Source organism: Sneathiella sp. (assembly GCF_036960985.1).
Lineage (GTDB): Bacteria > Pseudomonadota > Alphaproteobacteria > Sneathiellales > Sneathiellaceae > Sneathiella.
The window spans coordinates 26,926-50,144 of sequence record NZ_JBALWD010000013.1 but is presented as its reverse complement, the minus strand read 5'-3'; the positions used below and the strand labels follow the sequence as shown (position 1 = coordinate 50,144).

The following is a 23,219-nucleotide window of genomic DNA, read 5'->3' as shown; positions in this document are numbered from 1 at the left end:
TAAATCTAATAGAATCGATGGCAGTAATGACTCTGGATAGAAATTTTCGCCATTTTTCGACAAAGATTTATTTTTACGGATGAGAAATTCAGCACCATACTGATTCATGCAATTAATATTAGTGCAAAAACTTCAATCTTTCGGGAATTCTAAGCCCATTTCTCTATATCGCTCAGGATCATCAAGCCATTTTTCACGGACTTTAACAAAAAGAAAAAGATGAACACGCCGTTCCAGCATTTCCTCGAGGTCCTCACGCGCCATTGCACCTATCTTTTTGATAGTTTGACCGCCTTTTCCCAACACCATTGGTTTATAATTGGTCCTGGAAACATAAATGACCTGCTGTATTTTCACAGAACCATCTTTTCGCTCTTCCCAGCTTTCCGTCTCAACGGTTAAGGCATAGGGTAATTCCTGGTTCATCCGAAGGAACAGCTTTTCCCTCGTTATTTCAGCAGCTAATTGGCGCATGGGTGCGAGCGCAAGCTGGTCTTCCGGATAAAGCCACGGGCCATCAGGCATTTGGACTGCCAAAGCAGCACGTAAATCGTCAACGCCGTCGCCTTTCAATGCTGAAATCATAAACACTTCATCAAAGACGTCTTCTTCTGATAATTTCTGAGCAAGGCCCAGCAAAGTATCTCGCTTCAAAGCATCTATTTTATTCAAGATTACATGAGCACGTCGGCCGGATTTTTTGAGGCCGGCGATAATGCGTTCCACATCCGAAGAGATACCTTTTATCGCATCGACAATCAAAACAATCTTATCAGCATCCTGCGCCCCGCCCCACGCGGCATCCACCATTGCTTTTTCAAGGCGACGCGTTGGTTTGAAAATGCCCGGCGTGTCGACAAAAATAAGCTGACTTTGGCCTTCAATTGCAATTGCAGTAACGCGCGCACGTGTCGTCTGGACTTTCGGCGTAACAATGGCGATTTTCGCACCAACCAATTGATTGAGCAGAGTTGACTTGCCGGCATTGGGAGCCCCGACAAGGGCAACGTAACCGCATTTCGTCAGTACTTCGTCACTTTGTTGATTAGTCACTTTGTAAATCCTTAAGCATTCGTTCAGCCGCTTGTTGTTCCGCAATCCTTTTTGAAGGACCCTGTCCTTCATAAGGATCAAGCCCTTCCAGCCGAACATCGACTTTAAACATTGGTGCGTGGTCAGGTCCCGTTTCTTCGACAACAGTATATTTTGGCGGCGGTTTACCAATTTTTGCCGCCAATTCTTGTAAAAACGACTTCGGGTCTTTTTTTGACGCGCCTTCTCGGTCCAGGCGTTTCCACCATTTGCTTTTAATAAATTCCCGCGCGGCATCATAACCACCGTCGAGATAAATGGCAGCGATCGTTGCTTCCATAACATCTTCAAGAATAGCCGGGTTTTTGTGGCCACCGGAAGCTGCTAAATCATCGGCCATAAAAACATATTTATCGAGGCCGATTTCCGAGCATATTTCGGCCAATGTCTCCCGGCGCACTTGCGTATTATAACGGCGTGAAAGAATTCCTGCATCTGCTTCCCCGAAACGGCGGAAAAGCTCTTCACTAACAATCAGGCCCAGCACTCTATCGCCCAAAAATTCCAATCTTTCATAATCCTGTTGCGCCGCATTGTGACGGCGACCTTTGGTCAGCGACGAATGGGTTAGTGCCGCCTGCAGTAAAGACAAATCTCCAAATTCGTGTCCGAGAAGACCCATCACCTCGTTGAGTTTTTTGTCTCTGCCACGCATCAATTCAGGGAGGTCAAGATCCGATTCCAACGGATCGCAAAAGGATAATTCCAAACTTCATACCATTCGGCAGCGCCATTCAATGACATAAAGATGATTTCAGCGCGGCCGACAAGATTCTCCATTGGAATATAGCCGACATGGGCTAAAAATCGACTGTCTGTCGAATTGTCTCTATTGTCGCCCATTCCGAATACATGGCCTTCCGGCACATTATAAACATCAGTATTGTCCATCAAACCCTGAATTGTGGTATCCAATGTCAAATAAGTCCGGCCGCCAGGAAGCGTTTCACGATATTGCGCAATTTGTCGCGCATTGCCATACCGGTCATGATCCACATAATCTTCTACCCGCTCTCTCTTGACAGCTGTACCATTAATAAAAAGAACACCATTGATCATCTGCAATTTATCGCCGGGCAACCCCATAATTCGTTTGATATAATCAACTGGTTCCCCAATTGGTTTTTTAAAAACTGCGACATCACCGCGTTCAGGAATATCTTCAAAAATGCGGCCTGAAATTGGCGCGAGGCTAAACGGAAACGAATGACGGCTATAGCCATAGGAAAATTTGGACACAAATAAATAATCGCCGATCATCAGTGTAGGCAGCATCGATTCCGAAGGAATTTTAAACGGTTCATAAGCGAATGTTCGAATAACGACAGCGATCAGGACCGCATAAATTATCGTACGGATTGTCTCACCAATTCCGCCTTTCGCGTTGATAGCGTCTTCTTTCATAAAACTTTTCCAAATAAATCTAATAATTGTCTCTCAATCGCATGAACACCTCGCTCAAGCAACCGAATTAACGAATGTCAGTCCGGAAGAAAACGACTTAATCCAGCGGCACCGCTGATATAAGGACAAATGCTTGTGCCTGTGGTGGTTCATCCGTGATTGTTAAATGTATCTCTGCTTTCATACCCGGCGGGGTAATCTTCATCAATTGCTCTAATGCGCCGCCGGTCAGGCTCATAGTAGGCTTACCGGAAGGCAAATTTATGACCCCCATATCCTTCCAAAAAACGCCTTTGCGAAACCCTGTTCCAAGGGCTTTTGAGCAAGCTTCTTTGGCCGCATAACGTTTTGCGTAGGATTCAACACGATTGAGGCGTCGCTCAGATTTCTTAACTTCAATTTCCGTGTAAATACGCGCTACGAACCGCTCACCAAATCGGTCGAGCGTTTTCTCAATACGCCGAATATCGATAATGTCGTTTCCAATACCTAAAATCAACGGATGTCCTCTCTCGGCATTACGTGGTTGTTAATGAGGATTACGTGCCTGATCCATAAGGTTACGCATCTTCATGATCGCTGTATCAAGTCCGATGAAAATTGCGTCCCCTATTAAAAAATGGCCAATATTAAGTTCAACAATAGTTGAAATAGATGCGACAGGCGCCACCGTATCGTAAGTCAAGCCATGCCCGGCATGACATTCCAGGCCCAGCTCTTCGGCCAGGGCCGCCGCTGCAACGATCCGTTCCAGTTCGCTTTTGCGTTTTATACTATCTGTCGCATCGCAATAAGTCCCGGTATGAAGCTCAACAATATCCGCGGAAAGACGAGCGGCAGCTTCCAATTGCCGCGGATCCGGCTCGATAAAAAGGGAGACACGTATATTGTTATCAAGTAGGCTGCTGACATAACTTTGCAGCATATTATGCCCGCCTGCCACATCCAGTCCCCCTTCTGTCGTCCTCTCCTCACGTTTCTCCGGCACCAGGCAACTTGCATGAGGTTTGTGGGACAGTGCAATTTCCAACATCTCATCCGTTGCAGCCATTTCAAAGTTCAGCGGGATCGACAAGCTTTCAGTCAATCTCCTCATATCACTGTCACTAATATGGCGACGGTCCTCTCGTAAATGCGCGGTAATTCCGTCTGCGCCAGCCTCTTCAGCCATCTGTGCCGCACGAAGAGGGTCAGGATGAACACCACCGCGGGCATTGCGGATTGTTGCAACATGATCAATATTAACGCCTAACCGCAATTGTCTCATACCTGATTTTCCCCCGAGTTATTATTCTTGTCCGGTTCATCCGCGCCATTTGACGGCCGCGCCAAACCAATAAGTGTCGCTCGCTTAGCATGAAATCTACGTATTAGTTCCTTCAAAGGATAGAAAAAAATCACCCAGACAATCAGTGAAACGGGAATGCAACCAATGAGCATGGGGTGAATGACATCAAAGAAAATACCGGATACTTCGTGCCAGTTTCCCTCCCAGAGACCATCGAAAAAGAGTCGCATATTGGCCTCATTAAAACTGCCTTGAGATTCATCATGGCCCAACATCCACTGCCCGATAGAATAAATGAGTGTCCAGATAAAGGGAAACGTCCACGGATTACCAACAACCGTTCCAAGCGCCGACGCTATTATATTTGCTCTAAAAATCCACGCGAGAATGGCGCTGATAATGAAATGAAGCCCAATGAAAGGCGTGAAAGAGACAGCCGCCCCAAAGGCAAAACCTGCCGCAAGTGAATAAGAAGTGCCTGGAAGCCGCGCAAGACGATATCCAACATATTTGGACGACCTTTTAAAGCCAATTGATGGCCAGAAAAATTCACCAAATTGCTTAGTTTTCGTCGGCTTGTTACGACGTCGAAACATTTACTACCACTTTTCTAGTTATTACTTTATGTCTCGACTACCCGGCTTAATGGCCTTTGTTCCTTGCAATTCTGCCGGCAGATTATGCGGTTCAAACGTCTGTACGTCCATTTGCATCAGAGACACAAGCGGCACGCCTACATCAGCCGTTCCGTTCGAACGGTCAATCAGACATGTCGCGGCAACAACATGGCCTCCAGCGGCTGTAATAGCTGCGATGCATTCACGGCTGGACTTTCCTGTTGTCACAATATCTTCTGACATAACGACACGAGCGCCTGGAGTAAGACTAAATCCGCGACGAAAGGCGAATTCTCCGTTCTCGCGTTCCGTAAACATTCCCGGCACATTTAATTGGCGGGCCATTTCGTATCCAACTATGACACCACCCATTGCTGGTGCAACGACAATATCGACAGCATTCACGCCAAGCGCTGCTTCAACTTTATTGGCAAGAGCTCGGCACAATAGGGCTGCCCGGTCCGGATACATAAGAACCTTCGCACATTGTAGATAGCGATTTGAATGCAAGCCAGAGCTCAATAAAAAATGGCCTTCCAGCAGTGCATCAGTTTCCCGGAAATGGGAGAGAATTTCTTCGTCAGTCATTGTCAGCTTTCTTTATCCTGAGGAACGCTCAACAGAACTTATTACGGGGTCCGCCCGCAAGGCGGCGATTATATTCGTCAGATGTCGCACATCTTGTACCTGTATATCAATCAACATTTCAAAGAAATCCTGACTCCGATTGGCAATACGTAAATTATTAATATTACCGTTGTTAGACGCAATAGTGGAGGTGATACTGGAAAGCGCTCCTGGTTCATTGGCGACGATTACCTGAATACGGCCAACAGGCATCGCAGCTTCCTGATTTTCCTGATCCCAGGAAACATCAAGCCATCTCTCTGGCACTTCCGCAAACTGCTCTAATGTTTCGCAGTCAATAGTATGGATTGTGACCCCCCTGCCCGTGCTCACGATGCCTACAATCCGATCGCCAGGCAATGGATGACAACAACCAGCAAGATGCATCGCCATACCAGGAATAAGTCCACGGATCGGAATTGCATGATCTTTGTTCTTCGCGCTGGTTTTATCTTTGGTCTTTATTGATGGCGTCGTATTCTCCGCATCATCCTTCTTCTTTTCCCCCGGAAAGATGACATCGATGAGTTGCCGGCTTGTCCGTGTTCCGTCGCCAAGCAAACAATAAATATCACCGACATTTTCTTGATCCCAAACTTTTACAGCCGTTTGCAGGGCCTTCTCCGCAAACCGTTTTCCGTCGACGCGAAATGCTTTTTCAGCAATTGCCCGTCCCAATTCTATGTATTGGTCCCGTTGTTTCATCCGGGTGAAACGTCGAATAGCAGAGCGGGCCTTTCCGCTAACGACAAAGCTTTCCCAAGTTGGCGACGGTGTCTGGTTTTTTGACCGAAGTATTTCGACCTGATCACCATTCCTCAACACAGTGCGAAGTGGCACTAACCGCCCATTAATTTTTGATCCCACACAAGTGTTGCCGACATCCGTATGGACGGCATAGGCAAAATCAACTGGACTACTGCCAGCAGGGAGCGAGATTAGATCGCCTTTTGGTGAGAAACAGAACACTTGGTCCTGGAACATACTCAATTTTGTATTTTCCAGAAACTCATCGGGATCTTGAGTGTTTTCAAGTATCTCCAGCAATTCCCGCAGCCAACGGTATTGTGTGCCCTCTTGTACACTTTTTGTCTGACTGTCCTTATATTGCCAATGGGCCGCCACTCCATACTCATTAATTTCGTGCATCTCACGGGTCCGGATCTGTACTTCAATCCGCTGCCGTTCGGGACCAATTAGAGTCGTATGGATAGATTGATAATTGTTGCGTTTCGGGATCGATATGTAGTCTTTGAACCGTCCAGGTACCATAGAGTATTTGGCATGCAGAATACCGAGAACATGATAACATTCTGCCACATCATCCACGACTACACGAAAAGCGATGATATCAGACAATTGTTCGAAGGAGACATTGTTGCGCTCCATTTTTCGCCAGATGGAGTAAAATCTCTTTTCCCGGCCAGCCACTTCCGCTTCGATACCAGCTTCTTTTAAGTCCGCTCGTAGTCGCTCGATAATCACATCAACGACGTTGCCCTCTTCCGCCCGGAGGAATTCCAACCGGCGCTTGATAGATTTCCGTGCTTCGCTGTTAAGTTCTTCAAAAGCAAGATCTTCCAGATCGTCACGAAAATGCTGCATGCCGATCCGCTCGGCAAGGGGTGCATAGATCTCTCGTGTTTCGGTCGCTATTCGTTTTCGCTTTTCCGGGTTTTTAATGAAATGCAAGGTTCGCATGTTGTGTAAACGGTCGGCGAGCTTTACCAGTAGAACCCGGATGTCATTGGACATGGCCAACAAAAGTTTTCGAAAATTTTCGCCCTGTTTTGTTCTGTCTGACTGCAACTCTAACTGCGATAATTTAGTAACACCATCAACCAGTACGGCGATCTCTGTACCAAAGATTTTCTCAATTTCTTCCTGTGTTGCTACTGTATCTTCAATAGTGTCGTGAAGGAGCGCTGTAATAATCGTTGCTGTATCTAATTTCAACTCGGTCAGAATACCGGCAACTTCAATGGGATGGGAGAAATACGGGTCACCAGATGCTCGGACCTGACTGCCATGAGTTTTGACCGTAAAAATATATGCCCGGTTGAGTAAATCCTCATCCGCCTGTGGATCATAACTTAAGACACGTTCGACTAATTCAACTTGACGTAACATCAGAATAAGACAGCTCTGCGAAAACCATAATTACTGGGCAAATTGCCAGAACCATGACTATACAGGCGGTCGGAAATAATATGCAATCGTAGTCGGGAAGAAAATGCTCCTAAGGCAGAATAAATTCGTACCTTAGGGCAAAAAAGGGTGCTCAGACTTCTGGCTGGGTATCGTCGGCTTCCGTGGTTCCGGCCGGGTCGGCAGCAGGCGTTTCTTCAACCATCGCGCCAACTTCATCAGCAGAAAAAGTCTCAGCTGCTGTGTTTTCCTGAATAACACCGGCCCATTCGTTACTTGAGCTCATCAAAGCTGCCATATTGTCTTCTTCAGGCTCATCTACTTCTACGCGGCGCTGCAAAGAATGAATAAGATTGGATTTCAGTTCAACAAGATCAATGGTGCCATCGCCAATTTCACGTAAGGAAACGACAGGGTTCTTATCGTCGTCGCGATCAACGGTAAGCATTGATCCGGCGGCAATAGCGCGTGCACGACGTGCCGACAATAAAACGATGTCAAATCGATTAGGAATTCGTTCAACACAATCTTCAACAGTGACGCGGGCCATATACAATTACTCCAGATGTCTATGAATTAACGTACTACATATTCGTTTGTGCATGGGATAGCAAGGCAAAGTGATCCGAAAAAGCCATGTTTTTAGACTTTTCATACAAAAATCGTTCCTCGATACGAAAAACGACCCGCCATATTTTCGAAATAGCCTCCAACCTTCAGTCCCATCGCTTCAAAATCGACTAATTGATTTTCAATTTTTCAAGTTTTTGACCATCGGGAAGAAACGCCAACATCTCCGCTGCAGTGAGTTTTAATACAGGATGTTTCCAGGCCGGTGCTATTTCCAATATTGGCACGAGCACAAATCTGCGTTCTGCCATAAATGGATGAGGTACGACGGGCCCAATCCGCTGATCCTTATTCTCGGTAATTTCTTCATAAAAGGTCAATAAATCTAGATCCAGCACACGTGCTTCCCACGCTAATTTACGTACACGGCCAAACTCTTTCTCTATATTATGCAATATATTAAGAGTTTCTTTTAAGGTAATACTTGTGGAAACACCGATAACTGCGTTGATGAACCATGGTTGATCGGAAATCGGAACAGGGGCTGATTGATACAAACTTGATTGCATTTGAATATCAAATAAGCCGTTCAGGGCCTGAATTGCAGCTTTTATAGTCTCCGCCGGCGATCCATAAATTGGATGATGAAGATTAGCGCCGAGGCCAATTAATATCACGTGCCAGTCCTCAAAGTATCTTTGTTTTCAGCTAAATACAAAACTTTCTTCGCAATTCCGTAAAATTTATTTCAAATGATACCTAGTGAAAAGAAACGAAAATATGCTATGAAGTAAGTATGGGGGGATTGCTAAATCCCGATTAAAGAATATTTTATAGATTAACACCGGAAAATAAAATGACTTTTTATTCGGAAGAGAGAACTGCACTTTTTATAGATGGATCAAATTTATACGCGTCTGCACGATCGCTTGGATTTGATATAGATTATAAGAAATTGCTGAGTGAATTTTCATCGCAAGTACGCTTGGTTCGCGCCTTTTATTATACGGCACTCATTGAAGATCAGGAATATTCGCCAATTCGCCCTTTAGTGGACTGGTTAGATTACAATGGTTATACAATGGTCACAAAGCCGACGAAAGAATTTACGGACGCGACAGGGCGCCGCAAGTACAAAGGCAATATGGATATCGAGCTTGCGATCGATATGATCGATTTAGCGGAACATATTGATCATGCTGTTCTTTTTTCCGGCGATGGCGATTTTCGACGGTTGATCGAAGCCGTTCAAAAACGCGGGGTTCGGGTAACAGTTGTTAGCACCGTAAAATCTCAACCGCCGATGATTGCAGATGAGTTACGCCGGCAAGCCGATTTCTTCCTTGAACTCAAGGACATGGAAAAAAATGTAGGCCGAGCTGTGAGCCAGAGACAGGATAGAGACGTCGAAGACTACCCCGTCGAATATGAGATGTACGATGAAGCAGAAAAACTCGCGTAGTCCTCTTTATCTCACTAATTCTGTTTTTTGAAAATTGATTTTCCTGCACGATTAAAACTTGAAAGCTTTACTTTTAAATATTCTGATCGGCAAACGAGTTTGCCCCTTGGAGATCCAATTTTACACACCAAGTAAAAGTATGATGTTACCTGGGTATCATTTAAAAGCTTGATGACCATATGTAGCAGCTCTGGTACAATACACCGTCCAGGAGGGGACCTCATGGGGCGAAATCTTGTTATATTCAGTGATTGTTGCTGGCAACGTACAGAGTATCGAAGCAAGAAACGGCGAGTTCCAAGCAATATCGCTTTGGCACAAATAAGCCTTGCCCCACTGTGCCAGAATGGCCGCGAACAAATAAGTTTTCCGGATCTTTCCAATAGCCCCTCGCCCAAATACAAGCAACTTACGAGGCGGTTATTTGGGGCTGGCTTGAAGACCGAAATCTTCGACGCCTATTCCTTCTTGATACATACTTATCAACCGGGAGATCATATTTACATGTTTGGTGCCGGTCTGGGTGCCTTTAACCTGCGACGATTGGTGGATATGATTGATCGGGTCGGATTGCTGCGCCCAGATGATATTGACAAGATAGCGGATGCTTTTGAATATAGCCAAATTCCCATTGAGGCCCTCGACACACCTGCTGCCAGAGATATTGCCGGTAAGTTGAACGGGCGCGAAGTTACCATTAAATTTTTGGGATGCTGGGATACGATCGGTAGTTATGGATTGCCGACCCCTGGACTAAACAAAATTTCACAAAGTTGGATGCTGTTACACGATCACAAAATCAGCAACAATGTAGAAGCAGCATACCAAGCTCTTGCTCTGGATGAGAAACGCAGCCGATTCCGCCCCGGGCTATGGAACGGCGTACAATCTCCGGCTATTCAGGCCGTGGAACAGGTTTGGTTCGCGGGATCTCACGAGAATACTGTAGGTGGATGTCGCGATAGCGGCCTGTCGGATATTGCTCTTAATTGGCTACTGGGTCGCGCTGAAGAACATGGATTGCAAATGGATCATGAAATTCTTGAAGAAAATAGCGCCCCCGACCCCAACGGTAAAATAAGCAATAACACCTGGTCGCTATTGGCCGCGCCCTTTTCTCTTCGCAAGGCTCGGTACCGCCCAGTCGGGCAATCATCTTTCGGTTTTGCTGACATCACCGGTGCGGAGCCTGAAAAACTGCATGAAGCAGTTTTGATCAGAAAGAAGAATGTCAAAAAATATAAGCCTCACCAACTTGCCAGTTTGCAAGCTGGTGCCATTCCAGTGTTTTCAGATTCCAATGAGCCGATGCGAAATCGTCGTCAGCATGAAAGGCATTCGGGAAACTGGCCCGCCGTCCTGATTGAAAATGATATGAAAACCAGCGTTAGCCTTGTCGATTACAGTCAAACAGGCGCAAGAATTTGGGTAGCAGGCAATCCCCCTGCCGGCACAGCCTTTTTGCTGAAGTCTTCGCTGATTTTCGTGGACGGCACCAAAAGCCGGATCATTTGGGCTAAAGACGGCTTCTTCGGACTGCAATTCAATGTTCCTCTAACTTTAGAACAAATTGCTATTTGACCCTACTGGTTGTCTTTCAAGAGCCTTAGTTTCTCGCGGTTCCAGTCACGCTCTTTTTCCGTCGCCCTTTTATCATGCTGCTTCTTGCCTGAAGCAAGGCCTACTTTAACTTTCGCAATGCCACGATCATTAAAATAAACTGAAAGCGGGATAAGCGTTTTCCCGGCTCGTTGCAACTGCGCCGCAATCTTGCTGAGTTCTTTTTTGTGCAAGAGCAATTGACGAGGTCGCATTGGATCGTGATTATTACGGTTGCCGTGGCCATATTCTGCGATATGGGCATTCACCAAATACAAGCCATCGTTCTCGAATGACGCATAGGATTCCTGGATGTTTGCCCGCCCTTCACGAAGGCTCTTTACCTCCGTGCCGAGCAGCATCATACCCGCTTCAAATTCCTCATTTATGAAGTAATTATAGCGAGCCTTTCGGTTTTCGGCGACAGTTCTTCCGGCCATAGTTTTACGGAACCAATCCGCTCCCTAATCCAAAATTCCCGCATGCTTCATAGCTGCTTCTATTATGCGTTTAGAGGCCTCCTGAAGAGGAATAATAGGAAGACGAACATCCTCCTTGCATTTTCCAAGCAAAGACAACGCATATTTAGTCGGCGCAGGGCTTGATTCCACAAACAATGCCTTATGCAAAGGCATTAAGCGGTCCTGCATTTCAATGGCAATGGCTCGCTCGCCGTGCAGGCTTGCATTCTGCATGATCGCTGTAAGATCTGGCGCCACATTTGAGGTTACAGAAATGCAGCCATTTCCACCATGGGCGTTAAAACCGATGGCGGTCGTATCTTCGCCGGATAACTGGTTAAAATCGTTCCCACAGAATTCGCGTTGCGACGTAACACGCCCCACATCACCGGTGGCATCTTTGACGCCGACAATATTTTTCAATTTTGATAATTTTCCCATAGTTTCAGGCGTCATATCTACGATTGAGCGACCGGGAATATTATAGATATAAATCGGAATATCGACGGCATTATGAATTGCCGTGTAATGCGCCACCATACCGTCTTGCGTCGGCTTGTTATAATAAGGCATTGCGATCAAAGCAGCATCTGCACCGGCGTCCTTCGCGGACTGGGTCAGACGAATAGCTTCTGCTGTATTATTAGACCCAGTTCCGGCCATTACAGGCACACGCCCGGCCGCGGCCTCAATACAAAGCTCAACAACACGATCATGCTCTGGGTGACTAAGGGTCGGCGACTCGCCAGTGGTTCCGGTTGGAACCAGCGCCTTGGTTCCGGATTTTATCTGCCAGTCACAAAAGGATTGAAACGATTTTTCGTCCACGCGCTCTCCATCAAAGGGAGTAATAAGCGCGGTGATCGATCCTCTAAACATGACAATGTCCTCAATAGTTAATTTCAATTTTCCAAGAACGGCAAATTCCTGCGATTACGTCACAAATATACAATTTTTCATGCCGAACGCCTGATTTATAGGCATGATCCCGGACTTGGCAAGTGGTAAGTGCATCTTAGTACGTCCAAAAGTTGAAATTCGTGGTTTTTTTATTTGCATAGCTAAATGAAGAATATACGGCTCAAGCCTTGATCGATGCTGCAATCTGTCTATCTTGAACCTGTATCATTCCAATAAAGGTCAGTGCATTGTTAGAAACCCAAGTTCAACCTGCCACCATTTACCTAAAAGACTACAAACAGCCAGATTTCTCAATTCGCAGCATTGATCTTGTCGTTGAACTCGGAGAAGAGGAGACAACTGTGTCCTCGACAATGCATTTGAAACGTGTGAATACTCAGACTTCCACTTTGAGTTTAAATGGCGAAAATCTAGAGTTATGTTCTGTAAGCCGAAACGATTTGAGACTTGATACAACGGCCTATGAGTTCTCTGACGACTACTTGCATATCCCAATCCCAGCATCAGAGAAAGAATTCACGCTTGCCGTCGTGACTAAAATCAAGCCGCAAGAGAATACGGCCCTCGAAGGCCTCTATAAATCGAGTGGAAATTTTTGCACGCAATGCGAGGCTGAAGGTTTCCGTAAAATTACCTATTTTCTCGATCGTCCAGATGTAATGTCGGTGTTTACGACGACAATCATCGGCAACGCAAAATTGTATCCGGTTATGTTGTCCAATGGAAACAAAGTAGAAGAAAAACAATTGGATGACGGCCGCACATTTGTCAAATGGGAAGATCCACATCCAAAGCCGGCGTATCTTTTTGCCCTCGTGGCCGGTGATCTTGCCTGTGTCGAAGATCAATTTATTACGGCTTCAGGGCGCAATGTCACGCTTCAAATATTCGTTGAAAAAGGCAACCAGGACAAATGTGAACACGCCATGACGTCGCTCAAGAAATCGATGAAATGGGATGAAGATGAATTTGGACGGGAATATGACCTGGATATATTCATGATCGTGGCGGTGAGCGATTTCAATATGGGTGCGATGGAGAATAAAGGGCTCAATGTCTTTAACTCTAAATATGTTCTCGCCTCCCCACAAAGCGCAACAGATGCGGATTATGACGGGATTGAAAGCGTGATAGCCCATGAATATTTCCACAACTGGACTGGAAATCGTATTACCTGTCGCGACTGGTTTCAACTGACTCTAAAAGAAGGCCTAACTGTTTTCCGGGATCAACAATTCTCTGCTGACATGAATTCTGCTGCTGTCTTTCGAATTAATGATGTTCAACGACTCCGCGCGGCTCAATTTCCAGAAGATGCAGGTCCCCTCTCCCATCCAATTCAGCCGCAAAGTTATGTGGAGATAAATAATTTCTACACTGCCACAGTGTACGAAAAAGGCGCGGAAGTCATTCGGATGATCCACACCATTTTGGGTAAAAAGAACTTCCGTAAAGGCATGGATATTTACTTTGACCGACATGATGGCCAAGCTGTAACAACGGAGGAATTTCTCTGCGCTATGGAAGACGGCTCTGGCATGGACTTAACTCAGTTTCGCAGATGGTATAATCAAGCCGGAACACCGGTCATCAAAGTGACGGAAAATTATGACCCATTGGGCCAGCAATATTCCCTGACATTGGAACAGGAAAATCCCATACTTGCGGAAAATTTCCTGCCCTATCATATTCCCGTCGATATGAGCTTGCTGGACGGTGCCGGCAAGGAATTACTTTTCACGATAGAGTCGGATACCAATACCACCAGTCAAGTCCTTAATCTGACTGAGAAAAAGCAAACCTTCTTCTTTGAGCATATTACAACTGAGCCAACAGCGTCTTTATTTCGCGGCTTTTCAGCGCCAATTAAGCTGGACCAAAAACTTGATAATGAGAAATTACTATTCCTCTTTTCAAACGAAACAGATTTATTTAATCGCTGGGACGCCGGACAGCGATTATCTTCCAACATACTGCTCGGCCAAGTAAATCGCCATCACGTCGGTACATTGCAAGAACTCCCTAAAATGTATTTGTCGGCTATCAAGAATATTCTGACCGATAAAGATCTGGATCCGGCATTTGCGGCTATTGCTCTTTCCTTACCCAGCGAACAGGATATCGCTCAGAAAATGCCAATAGTGGACGTGGAAGCTATTCATTCTATTCGCAACAATGCCATGGAAGAAATTGGCTGGGAACTAGAAGAGAATTTTTCGCAAATTTATAAGGACTGTAAAGCCCTTGAAACTCAATCTGGTGCTAGCAATCGAAAACTCAAAAATACTGCTCTACGGTTTTTGACCGCAACCGCGAAAGAAAAGTATTTCGAGCTGGCTGCAGAACAGTACCGCACCGCTGAAAATATGACTGACGCCATGGCATCTCTTGTTTATTTAGGAGAATCCCATGGGCTTTTACGAGACGAGGTCTTTGCAGATTTTTATCGAAAATGGGAATCTGACCCACTTGTTGTCGACAAGTGGTTTACGGTTCAGGCGATGTCATCACGACCGACAGCTTTGGAGGATGTAACAAAACTATTGTCTCATCCAGCGTTTACAATGCGGAACCCAAATCGCGTCCGATCGCTTATTGCCGCCTTTGTATCGGGAAACCCGGTGCATTTTCACGAGAAAACCGGCAAAGGGTACCAATTCTTGTTTAATGCTATCAAACAACTAAATGGCACAAATCCTCAAATCGCCGCCCGGCTTGTTGCTCCTTTGGGACAATGGCGCCGATATGATGCAGATCGTCAGAAGCTGATGACCGGAAAATTAGAAGAAATTTTGGATATTACTGATTTATCCAATGATGTTTACGAAATGGCAAACAAAAGTCTGCATAATTGAGATAAATTATCTGATAATGTATTCTTTCATATGTTTTTAGGTACAGGAGCGAGCAAGATCAACATTTTTTGAGTATTGGGTATCGACGATGAACAAGACCATAGTTACTAGTATTTTTATGGCCAGCTTAATGTATGCACCGTCCATAGGTGGGGCAACGGGAAAACCTGTGCCGCTTCAGGAAGATACTCAAATTGATCGCACACAGTCGGCAATGGCAACGGATGCAGGCCGAAATAATTTCGTTCCCACTCCACGTCAAAAACCGGAAATAGGCGATCTAGCTCTTTTGAACGTCTCGACCGCGCCCGTACCAAAAAAACGCCCCGTCGGTATTGCTCTGCCACCGCATCCACTTTCCACTGGATTACTCAGCAAAAAAGATCGGGTTATTTACAAGCAAGCCTTTGCTTTGGCCACTGATCGTCAATGGAAGAAAGCGCGGTCAATGGCGCGACGTGCTGAATATAAGTTACCGGCGAAAATTATCGACTGGCGTTGGATGACCGCTTATCGCAACAAAGCAAGCTTCGAACGAATTTCCAAATTCATTGAAAATAATCCCAATTGGCCACGGCAATCAACATTGCAAAGACGAGCTGAAGAAGCCCTAGTCGACCCCATTTCAGCAGATAAGACCATTTCTTGGTTCAATTCGCGAGAACCGCTCACTGGCACAGGCATGCTTCGTTATGGAGAAGCTCTCATCGAAACAGGGCAACCGGCACTTGGTGAAGATTTTGTAAGACGAGCTTGGCGGAAAGGTAACTTCCCAAAAGATCTCGAGCGAGCCACCTTAAAGAACTTTCAGCAGCTCCTCACCGTTGAAGATCATGATAGTCGTCTCGAACATCTATTGTGGGAGAGAAAAGCGACAGCGGCGACACGTATGCTTCCTTATGCAAGTAAAGGAAAAAGCAAACTTGCGATGGCTCGCATCCAGCTGATGATGAAAAAAGGCAATGTTGATAATGCGGTCCGAAGTGTACCTAGTGAATTACAGAATGATCCAGGTTTGATTTTTGAACGCGCTAAATGGCGTAGACAGAAATCCTTGCATGAAGAAAGCCAGGATCTTCTTTTGCAAATGGATGAAACCGTACCGCGGGCTGAAAAATGGTGGCGAGAACGGCATTTGCAAGCACGCAAATTGCTGGCCAAAGGCCACATTACAGACGCCTATAAACTTGTAAGCCGGCATGGATTGACGAAAGGTGGCGATTTTGCCACCGCAGAATGGTTATCAGGATGGATTTCACTACAGTTTCTCGGTGATCCGGCCATCGCACGCCAACATTTCGTTAAAATGTATGAAAATGTCGGCTACCCCATCAGTCGCGCCCGCGCGGCATATTGGATAGGGCGTGCGGATACGACCGCTCGTGAAGACGCACTTGCAAAATATTGGTATGAAGTCGCGGCGCAGCATTACACTACGTATTATGGACAAATGGCGCATTTCGAATTAGGGAAAAGCCAATTACCTATGATACCCAGACTTGCTGAAATCAGCCCGCAGACTGAGAAAGCGTATGATGCAGATGAACGCACATTAATTATTCGCCATCTTGCTGAGTTGAATAAGCCAAAATGGACAAGATATTTCCTGCTGGAGATGGCAGAGACTGCTGAAACAACGGACGATTTTAAATACCTGGCAAAATTAGCCAGTGATATCGGTCGACCTGACTATGCCATTTCTGTGGCAAAGCGGGCTTCCCAAAGAGGGACAGAGTTGACGGAAATCAATTGGCCGACAAATGGCGCTGAAGCAGACAATCCATCCATCGAAAAGGCCCTTGTTTTTGCTATTATGCGTCAGGAAAGTGCCTTCGCCTCTGATGCTATTTCGAGCGCAGGTGCCCGAGGCTTAATGCAGCTAATGCCGGCGACGGCAAAATACGTTTCGCGATCCTTGAAAGTAAGCTATTCGAAATATCAGTTGACCGAGGATCCTAATTACAACGCTTTGCTTGGCAGTTCCTACCTTTCCGGTCTCGTCGACGAATTTAATGGATCCTATGTTTTGGCCATCGCTTCGTATAATGCCGGTCCAAACAATGTTCGTAAATGGATCAAAACTTGGGGTGATCCGCGCACTGGTGAAATCGATATGATTGATTGGATTGAGTTTATTCCCTTTACGGAAACACGGAATTACGTGCAACGGGTTATAGAGAATTTACAGGTTTATCGCCAACGACTTGCCGTAACTCAGGACGTGAAGCTAACCATTTATCAGGATCTTAACCGGGGTCTTGCGACTCACTAATTTGCCGACACAGTGTTTTGCACATTCTTCACTTGCATTATAAAGATAAACGTCCAACATTTGAATTGGGCGCCTATAAAAATGAGTGCAAAAAATGACAACCTTGAAACTAAACAATATTAAAGCCTGTGTCTTTGATGCCTACGGCACATTGTTCGATGTAAACGCCGCTGCCCGCGAAGAGCAGGCCGCCTTAGGCGATAAATGGGAAGAGGTTGCCAATAACTGGCGTATGAAGCAGTTGCAATACACCTGGCTTCGCAGCTTACAAAAACGTCATGCAGATTTCTGGCAAGTTACTGGCGACGCTCTAGATTTCGCGCTTGCGACCTCTAGTATAGATGATACTGAGTTACGAGACCGCCTGATGAATTTGTATCTCAAACTATCGGCTTACTCAGAAGTCAAACCCATGCTGGAAACATTGAAGGCCGCCAATATTAGAACCGCCATTTTATCCAATGGTACACAGAAAATGCTCGACGCTGCCGTCGAAAATGCAGACATTGGACATCTCCTGGACGGCTCATATTCCATCGAGGACGTCGGCATTTACAAACCAGATCCCTCTGTTTATCAAATGGCGGTGGATCGGCTTAATGTATTACCATCAGAAATTTCGTTCCAGTCGTCGAACGCCTGGGATGCATATGCAGCGAAAGCTTTTGGTTTCAACGTCGTCTGGTGCAATAGATTTGGCCAAGCCGATGAACACCTTCCTGGCAAGCCAGACGCTCAGATAACGGACTTGAGTGCACTTCCTCCAATCGTTGGCGCCTAACATTTTACTAGAAGATTGTCTAAACATGTCCTTTACAGAACACTTCTACCGGTCGACGGACGGCCTTAACCTGTATTATCGGGAATATGGAACGAATGAAGATCGCTCGCCCCTTCTCTGTCTTTCTGGATTAACACGAAATTCAAAGGATTTTCACGAATTTGCGGAGCGTTATTGTGATGGCAGAAAAGTATATGCCCTAGATTATCGGGGCCGCGGAAAATCCGATTATGATACCAACTATGAAAATTATAACCCGCAAATCTATGCCGGGGACATCTATAATTTCCTATCTTCAAAGAATATTCCGAAAGCAGTGTTTGTCGGCACATCTCTCGGCGGACTTCTTACCATGGGTATGGCGGGTTTCGCCAAACGACTAATTGCTGGAGCCATTCTCAACGATGTCGGTCCAGAAATTGATACGTCAGGTGGAAACCGTATATTGGATTATGTTGGACAGGATATCAGATACGCAACTATTGAAGATGTTTCAGAAGCTCAAAAACAACAATATTTGAACGCCTATCCTGATTTGACAGATGCCGATTGGTTAGAACAATCAAAGAAGACATTTGTTTTTGATAAGTCCGCTGGCAACTTCCGCTTCAATTACGATATGAACCTCGGTCCTGCTTTGGCCAAGCAATTCGAAAATGCGGCGCCAATTGATCTTTGGCCCTTTTTCGCCGAGCTTAAAGACATCCCTACCCTGGCCATTCGCGGCGCTCGATCTGATATTTTAAGCCAAGAAGTTTTTGATAAAATGCAAACTGAAAACCCAAAGATGCATGCCTTACTTCTTGAAAATCGCGGCCATGTCCCGCTCCTCGACGAAGCCCCTCTTCTAGAAGAAATGGATCAATTCATTGCTGGAATTCAATAAAGCTCCTACCTATCAATCAATTTTGGAAGCGGCTCAAAACCTGCGCGGCATTGCCCGTAAGACCCCGCTATTAGAATCCCATGCGCTAAACAAAGAAATCGGCGCTCGGCTTTTGTTAAAATGCGAAACTTTGCAACATACTGGATCGTTCAAATTCAGGGGAGCCTATAACACCTTAAGTCGATTGTCCCCAGATCAGAAAAAAAACGGCGTTTTCGCGTATTCAAGCGGTAATCACGCACAAGGCGTCGCTTTATCTGCACAGATGCTCGGAATTCGCGCGACGATCCTGATGCCCGAAGACACACCGCAGATCAAGATGGACAATACCCGGGGATATGGCGCAAAGGTGATTACCTATGATCGTTATACGGAATCACGGGAAGAGATCGGGCGTAAAATTGCGGATGAGAACGGTTTGACGTTGGTGAAACCTTATGACAATCATTTTGTAATTTCAGGACAAGGAACAACGGGTATTGAAATCGCCGAGCAGCTTATTGAACAAAACGCATCGGCAGATATTTGCGTTTGTCCTGCGGGCGGTGGTGGTTTAATTGCTGGAGCCTCTCTGGCTCTTCAAGAGCTAAGCCCATCAACTAAGGTATATTCAGCAGAGCCAGAGTATTTTGATGATACGAAAATCTCATTGGAGCGCGGCACACGCGTTGCGAACGCCAGTGGAAATAAAAGCATTTGTGATGCTATCGTCACCCCGATGCCCGGTGAAATTACATTTCCGGTAAACAAAAAAACGTTATCCGGTGGCTTGATGGTGACCGATAGCGAAGCTAAATCGGCTATCCGGGCGGCTTTTCATCATTTCAAATGCGTGGTCGAACCTGGCGGTGCCGTTGCCCTTGCAGCACTTTTGACTAACAAAGTTGATATCAAAGGGAAGACAGTTGTTGCGGTCGCTTCGGGTGGAAATGTCGATCCGGGTCTTTATCGAGAAATACTGGCCGGCTAATAAGTCGCCCAAAATTCCCCGTTTTCCAATTTTTCCCGGTAACCAGACATAAAGGATTCTAATTGACTCACCTTCGCGATGACGGTTGCCCGCTCACGAAATTCTGAGGCAGATGGATCTGTCTGTTCGGTGATCAGATCAAAAGCCGATAAATCAGATGTTCCGTCCATCCGTCCACGATATTTTGCTCTCATCGTTTTTATACCAGAGGTATCCGCATGCAGGCTCCTGGCGACAGCAAGTTGCATAATCCGTTGCCGATCCAACTTTTTCTTTTCTGGGTTAGCTGCATCAGCTTTACGCAGGATCAACTTTTCAAGCGCGGGAATGACAGCAGCCCAATTCTTTGACTTCCAGTAAATATCTGCGCGTAGCATATCCGCTTCTTCACTGGTATCACGAGAGATTAAATCCAAAGCGACGGGATAAGCTTGAAGATCCGCTTGTGCACGAGCTTCAATATAAAGTCTTTCCCTGTGGGCTTCTGAAGATTGCTGGCGCCATCTAGTTTTATAGAGCACTTTCAGACTTTCAGCCGGTTTTTCATTCCATAAATGAATGACCGCGAGTTTTGCCCCTGCGTTGGCTTTGTCGAGACCTTTAAGGCGGAAATTTACTTGATGCTCCAACAATTGAGCCGATTGCTCTAATAAGTCTACGCGCGCCAGCCGATCCGCAAGAATACGGATCATATCGTCACCTTTTTTCCCGACGGGCGTCAGTTCACGATATTGATAGTAAATCGCCAACGCCTTGATTGGCGACAATTTATCAGCACCACCTTCCAGAAAGAGTTCGGCAAAAATGGCATTCATCTTCCGCCCTAAGTCACGGGAATACGGTGATTTGGGAAAATAATGCACAATGCGCTTGTAAGTATCCAACCCCTTTCCGATACTCCCCGTCGCCACATACAAGTCTCCCAGCCGCTTCTGAATATTGACTTCCAGATCATCCCCTCTCCAGCCGAAGTCGAGCTTTTCAAGAGCGGCAATGGCTTCTTTGGGTGCAATTTTATTACCGACAAGATCATTGTTCACTTTTTCAAATCGAGACCGTTCGGCGACCGGCCGATAGCCAAGATCAATAGCTTTACTAAAATTCATTGTTGCGGCAGGTAAGTCACTAAGTTGAAAAGCCATTATACCTTCAAGCAAAGCCTTCTCAGCTTGATGTTTCAACAGAGATGGGCTTTTCACGCGAGATAAAGCCTTTTTCGCCAGATTGACATCGAAATCTTCCAACGCGGCACGGGCCCAGAGCAAATTGAAGTGATCCTGATAAGAAGGTTCATAGATGCCGAAAGCACCAGATCCATAATTCAAGCTCTCAACCGCTTTTTGCCAATTGCTTTGAGCTGCAGAAAGAACACCTCGCCATGGTGCGACTTCTACATCGCCATCAAAATCCGCATGGTACAGATTTGCTTCAGCTTCTTCCAAATGATGTAAACCCAGATCTGATAAACCAACCACCAAGCGAAAATCCTGATCTTTCTCCATTTTTGGATATTCCGCTTCAATCCGCGATAATACGCCACGCGCGTCAGCGAAGAAAGAGTGCCCAACATAGTATTTTGCGAGGCTCATCAAGGCCTTCAATTTTTCATTTTTTGGTGCCGTAACGATCTGTTTTTGTAGCGCCTGCTTACGAGATGTAAACAGCAAGGGCGGCACTTGGCGCCATTCTTGTAATTTAACAGTTTGCGCCGTTTGGAATATTGGTGTTGGCTTTGTAAGTTTACGAATTTTTTCAGCCTGTTTTTTCATTTCGGCTGTATGAGCAAGTTGTTGAGCAGGTTGTACAGCAACGGATACACCATTTTCTTCACGGGCTATTTCAACGTTAGCAATTATTCGCTTAATTACCGCACCTTGGATTGTTTGTGGCAACGTCACATGTTCAAACTCTCGTAACGACGCCATGGCCCAACCGGCAGTATTCAACGGAACCGCAGCCCAAAGGGTATCTGTTGCCGTATCTTCAAATTCGATGGTCTTACCATTTGTAACGGCTGGAATAAACAATCGTGGCCCAGACAAGGATGCATTTTGTGTTTGCACATCCATCGGATTTTCAACAACCATCGTTGCACCCAACTGAAAATCCACATGCCAATCGTCATTTACTTTACTGACTTTAGGTGTATAGCCCTCACGAAAGGAAAACCGCAACAAAGTGGCTTCCCGATGTGTTTGCTGTTCGGATTTTGATACCAGGAATTTGTAAGGCCCACTTAGATTGCTGAAGTCAGCCCGCGCATATCGATCGAAAACAACCCAATATTCACCCTCTGATTCAAACATCGACATAGCCACCGACGCCTTCCAGGGGAAAATCAGGCGAAAGCCATCTTTCAAATTGGCAATCTCAACTGCGATCGTTTCATCCGTCTTCGGCATTTCACGTGGCTTGGAAGCCACCGCAGATCTGGGCATGGGCCCCTTTTCAATTTTCGCATTTTTCAGTGGCGGCAAATCGTCCATTATAATAACCGGACCGATTGCTGCTATTGCGGATCCAGATGCTGGTGCAATTTGCTCAAGGTCTGGGGCTTCGACGAGATCCATCGTAGCCGTTTCTTTCAGGCTAGGTTCCGCAATTGGATTTGCTTTCGTTGTTAACTCAACAGCTGGTACATCGCTCACAGAAAGAGATTTCGTCCCTGCAGGAATTTCTTTTCTAATTGGAGGAACTGTCTTTGGCATATCCATTTGTGACGAAATTTCTACACGCGTCGTTTCCTCAAGAGGCTCTGCTATCTCCCCTACTTTAACATCTTTTGTCGTAGAGGAGATTTTGCCTTTAGCTGTTTCAGCAAGCTTTTGATCTAACTTCGTTGTAGCGGGTTGTGCAGTATTAGAAGCTATCTTCTTGCTCGGCCGAATATCGAATACAACACTGTTTTCATTGAGGAAGCTGCTAATACCCAATTCTGATGTCAAGGTGACCGTAATTTCTGTTCTTCCGGACACTGTTTTTGCTGCCACTGAAACGATCAGATCTGGGGGGCGTTTGTTGATCTTTACTGCGTCAACAGATGCTGTTGCATCAAAACTGATTGTCAGAACATTGCCTTTTAAATTAGTTTTGTAGTTGGCAGGTTTTTCAGGCCAATCGAAAACCAAACGAGTAAAGTCCTTATGCTCCCCTGCGCGCAGCTGAACAAATGCTCCTTCAGCCGCAACTGACACCACAGGTAAGGTCGAGAGTAATCCCAGTGACAAAAAAGTAATCATGAAAAATTTAAAAAATACGCGTGTCAT

The 23,219-nt window shown here is 45.8% G+C and carries 20 protein-coding genes; 7 read left to right on the top strand and 13 right to left on the bottom strand.

Annotation, left to right across the window (positions count from 1 at the left end):
• Positions 1-132 precede the first annotated feature (132 nt).
• The 10 genes from era to folK all read right to left on the bottom strand — a co-directional run bounded on the left by era (position 133) and on the right by folK (position 8,423).
• Complete coding sequence (era, locus tag V7723_RS09870) at positions 133-1,053, bottom strand: GTPase Era (RefSeq protein ID WP_335684298.1); 921 nt, start codon at positions 1,051-1,053, stop codon at positions 133-135.
• The gene (gene rnc, locus V7723_RS09865; RefSeq protein WP_335684297.1) at positions 1,046-1,801 is read right to left on the bottom strand and encodes a ribonuclease III; all 756 of its coding nucleotides are present in this window, start codon (positions 1,799-1,801) and stop codon (positions 1,046-1,048) included. The genes era and rnc overlap by 8 nt, the downstream gene beginning before the upstream one ends.
• Complete coding sequence (gene lepB, locus V7723_RS09860; RefSeq protein WP_335684296.1) at positions 1,747-2,496, bottom strand: signal peptidase I; 750 nt, start codon at positions 2,494-2,496, stop codon at positions 1,747-1,749. Before lepB ends, rnc begins: the two co-directional genes overlap by 55 nt.
• Before the next feature lie 97 nt (positions 2,497-2,593).
• Positions 2,594-2,995 (bottom strand): holo-ACP synthase, encoded by a 402-nt coding sequence (gene acpS / locus V7723_RS09855; protein ID WP_335684295.1) that lies wholly within the window; start codon positions 2,993-2,995, stop codon positions 2,594-2,596.
• 30 nt (positions 2,996-3,025) lie between these two features.
• Positions 3,026-3,763: a pyridoxine 5'-phosphate synthase gene (locus tag V7723_RS09850; protein WP_335684294.1), complete on the bottom strand. Its 738-nt coding sequence runs from the start codon at positions 3,761-3,763 to the stop codon at positions 3,026-3,028.
• Positions 3,760-4,380 carry a DUF2062 domain-containing protein gene (locus V7723_RS09845; RefSeq protein ID WP_335684293.1) on the bottom strand — a complete coding sequence of 207 codons (621 nt, stop codon included), beginning with the start codon at positions 4,378-4,380 and terminating at the stop codon, positions 3,760-3,762. Before V7723_RS09845 ends, V7723_RS09850 begins: the two co-directional genes overlap by 4 nt.
• Positions 4,381-4,401: 21 nt before the next feature.
• A complete protein-coding gene (pyrE, locus tag V7723_RS09840; protein ID WP_335684292.1) occupies positions 4,402-4,989 on the bottom strand; it encodes an orotate phosphoribosyltransferase in 588 nt (195 codons plus the stop codon).
• A 12-nt stretch (positions 4,990-5,001) separates the two neighbouring features.
• Positions 5,002-7,158 carry a RelA/SpoT family protein gene (locus tag V7723_RS09835; RefSeq protein ID WP_335684291.1) on the bottom strand — a complete coding sequence of 719 codons (2,157 nt, stop codon included), beginning with the start codon at positions 7,156-7,158 and terminating at the stop codon, positions 5,002-5,004.
• Positions 7,159-7,309: 151 nt separating this feature from the next.
• A complete protein-coding gene (rpoZ, locus tag V7723_RS09830; RefSeq protein ID WP_335684290.1) occupies positions 7,310-7,726 on the bottom strand; it encodes a DNA-directed RNA polymerase subunit omega in 417 nt (138 codons plus the stop codon).
• Positions 7,727-7,916: 190 nt separating this feature from the next.
• The gene (gene folK, locus V7723_RS09825; RefSeq protein WP_335684289.1) at positions 7,917-8,423 is read right to left on the bottom strand and encodes a 2-amino-4-hydroxy-6-hydroxymethyldihydropteridine diphosphokinase; all 507 of its coding nucleotides are present in this window, start codon (positions 8,421-8,423) and stop codon (positions 7,917-7,919) included.
• 179 nt (positions 8,424-8,602) lie between these two features.
• Between folK and V7723_RS09820 the strand changes: the two genes are divergently transcribed.
• Together V7723_RS09820 and V7723_RS09815 are read left to right on the top strand one after the other, a co-directional pair.
• On the top strand, positions 8,603-9,208 hold the full coding sequence (locus tag V7723_RS09820) for a LabA-like NYN domain-containing protein (protein WP_335684288.1): 606 nt from the start codon (positions 8,603-8,605) through the stop codon (positions 9,206-9,208).
• Between the two features lie 222 nt (positions 9,209-9,430).
• Positions 9,431-10,789: a DUF2235 domain-containing protein gene (locus V7723_RS09815; protein WP_335684287.1), complete on the top strand. Its 1,359-nt coding sequence runs from the start codon at positions 9,431-9,433 to the stop codon at positions 10,787-10,789.
• 2 nt (positions 10,790-10,791) lie between these two features.
• On the opposite strand, the gene smpB is transcribed toward V7723_RS09815, so the two are convergent.
• Together smpB and dapA are read right to left on the bottom strand one after the other, a co-directional pair.
• On the bottom strand, positions 10,792-11,247 hold the full coding sequence (gene smpB, locus V7723_RS09810; RefSeq protein WP_335684286.1) for an SsrA-binding protein SmpB: 456 nt from the start codon (positions 11,245-11,247) through the stop codon (positions 10,792-10,794).
• Between the two features lie 24 nt (positions 11,248-11,271).
• Positions 11,272-12,147 carry a 4-hydroxy-tetrahydrodipicolinate synthase gene (gene dapA, locus V7723_RS09805; RefSeq protein WP_335684285.1) on the bottom strand — a complete coding sequence of 292 codons (876 nt, stop codon included), beginning with the start codon at positions 12,145-12,147 and terminating at the stop codon, positions 11,272-11,274.
• 269 nt (positions 12,148-12,416) lie between these two features.
• Here dapA and pepN point away from each other — a divergent pair, with 269 nt between their 5' ends.
• From pepN to V7723_RS09780, 5 genes are all read left to right on the top strand, one after another.
• Complete coding sequence (gene pepN / locus V7723_RS09800; protein WP_335684284.1) at positions 12,417-15,044, top strand: aminopeptidase N; 2,628 nt, start codon at positions 12,417-12,419, stop codon at positions 15,042-15,044.
• 88 nt (positions 15,045-15,132) lie between these two features.
• Positions 15,133-17,316, top strand: a complete 2,184-nt coding sequence (locus V7723_RS09795) for a lytic transglycosylase domain-containing protein (protein WP_335684283.1) — start codon at positions 15,133-15,135, stop codon at positions 17,314-17,316.
• Between the two features lie 94 nt (positions 17,317-17,410).
• Positions 17,411-18,097: a haloacid dehalogenase type II gene (locus V7723_RS09790; RefSeq protein ID WP_335684282.1), complete on the top strand. Its 687-nt coding sequence runs from the start codon at positions 17,411-17,413 to the stop codon at positions 18,095-18,097.
• 25 nt (positions 18,098-18,122) lie between these two features.
• Complete coding sequence (locus V7723_RS09785; RefSeq protein ID WP_335684281.1) at positions 18,123-18,983, top strand: alpha/beta fold hydrolase; 861 nt, start codon at positions 18,123-18,125, stop codon at positions 18,981-18,983.
• Positions 18,967-19,953, top strand: coding sequence for a threonine ammonia-lyase (locus V7723_RS09780; protein WP_335684280.1), 987 nt, complete (start codon positions 18,967-18,969; stop codon positions 19,951-19,953). Before V7723_RS09785 ends, V7723_RS09780 begins: the two co-directional genes overlap by 17 nt.
• On the opposite strand, the gene V7723_RS09775 is transcribed toward V7723_RS09780, so the two are convergent.
• Positions 19,950-23,219, bottom strand: coding sequence for a tetratricopeptide repeat protein (locus V7723_RS09775; RefSeq protein ID WP_335684279.1), 3,270 nt, complete (start codon positions 23,217-23,219; stop codon positions 19,950-19,952). The two genes, V7723_RS09780 and V7723_RS09775, sit on opposite strands and share 4 nt — an antisense overlap.

Bases quoted from the DNA above. Each gene is read 5' to 3' on its own strand.
- lepB (WP_335684296.1), bottom strand. From the start codon at position 2,496: ATGAAAGAAGACGCTATCAACGCGAAAGGCGGAATTGGTGAGACAATC.
- V7723_RS09850 (WP_335684294.1), bottom strand. From the start codon at position 3,763: ATGAGACAATTGCGGTTAGGCGTTAATATTGATCATGTTGCAACAATC.
- V7723_RS09845 (WP_335684293.1), bottom strand. From the start codon at position 4,380: ATGTTTCGACGTCGTAACAAGCCGACGAAAACTAAGCAATTTGGTGAA.
- pyrE (WP_335684292.1), bottom strand. From the start codon at position 4,989: ATGACTGACGAAGAAATTCTCTCCCATTTCCGGGAAACTGATGCACTG.
- V7723_RS09835 (WP_335684291.1), bottom strand. From the start codon at position 7,158: ATGTTACGTCAAGTTGAATTAGTCGAACGTGTCTTAAGTTATGATCCA.
- rpoZ (WP_335684290.1), bottom strand. From the start codon at position 7,726: ATGGCCCGCGTCACTGTTGAAGATTGTGTTGAACGAATTCCTAATCGA.
- V7723_RS09820 (WP_335684288.1), top strand. From the start codon at position 8,603: ATGACTTTTTATTCGGAAGAGAGAACTGCACTTTTTATAGATGGATCA.
- V7723_RS09815 (WP_335684287.1), top strand. From the start codon at position 9,431: ATGGGGCGAAATCTTGTTATATTCAGTGATTGTTGCTGGCAACGTACA.
- smpB (WP_335684286.1), bottom strand. From the start codon at position 11,247: ATGGCCGGAAGAACTGTCGCCGAAAACCGAAAGGCTCGCTATAATTAC.
- dapA (WP_335684285.1), bottom strand. From the start codon at position 12,147: ATGTTTAGAGGATCGATCACCGCGCTTATTACTCCCTTTGATGGAGAG.
- V7723_RS09795 (WP_335684283.1), top strand. From the start codon at position 15,133: ATGAACAAGACCATAGTTACTAGTATTTTTATGGCCAGCTTAATGTAT.
- V7723_RS09790 (WP_335684282.1), top strand. From the start codon at position 17,411: ATGACAACCTTGAAACTAAACAATATTAAAGCCTGTGTCTTTGATGCC.
- V7723_RS09785 (WP_335684281.1), top strand. From the start codon at position 18,123: ATGTCCTTTACAGAACACTTCTACCGGTCGACGGACGGCCTTAACCTG.
- V7723_RS09775 (WP_335684279.1), bottom strand. From the start codon at position 23,219: ATGACACGCGTATTTTTTAAATTTTTCATGATTACTTTTTTGTCACTG.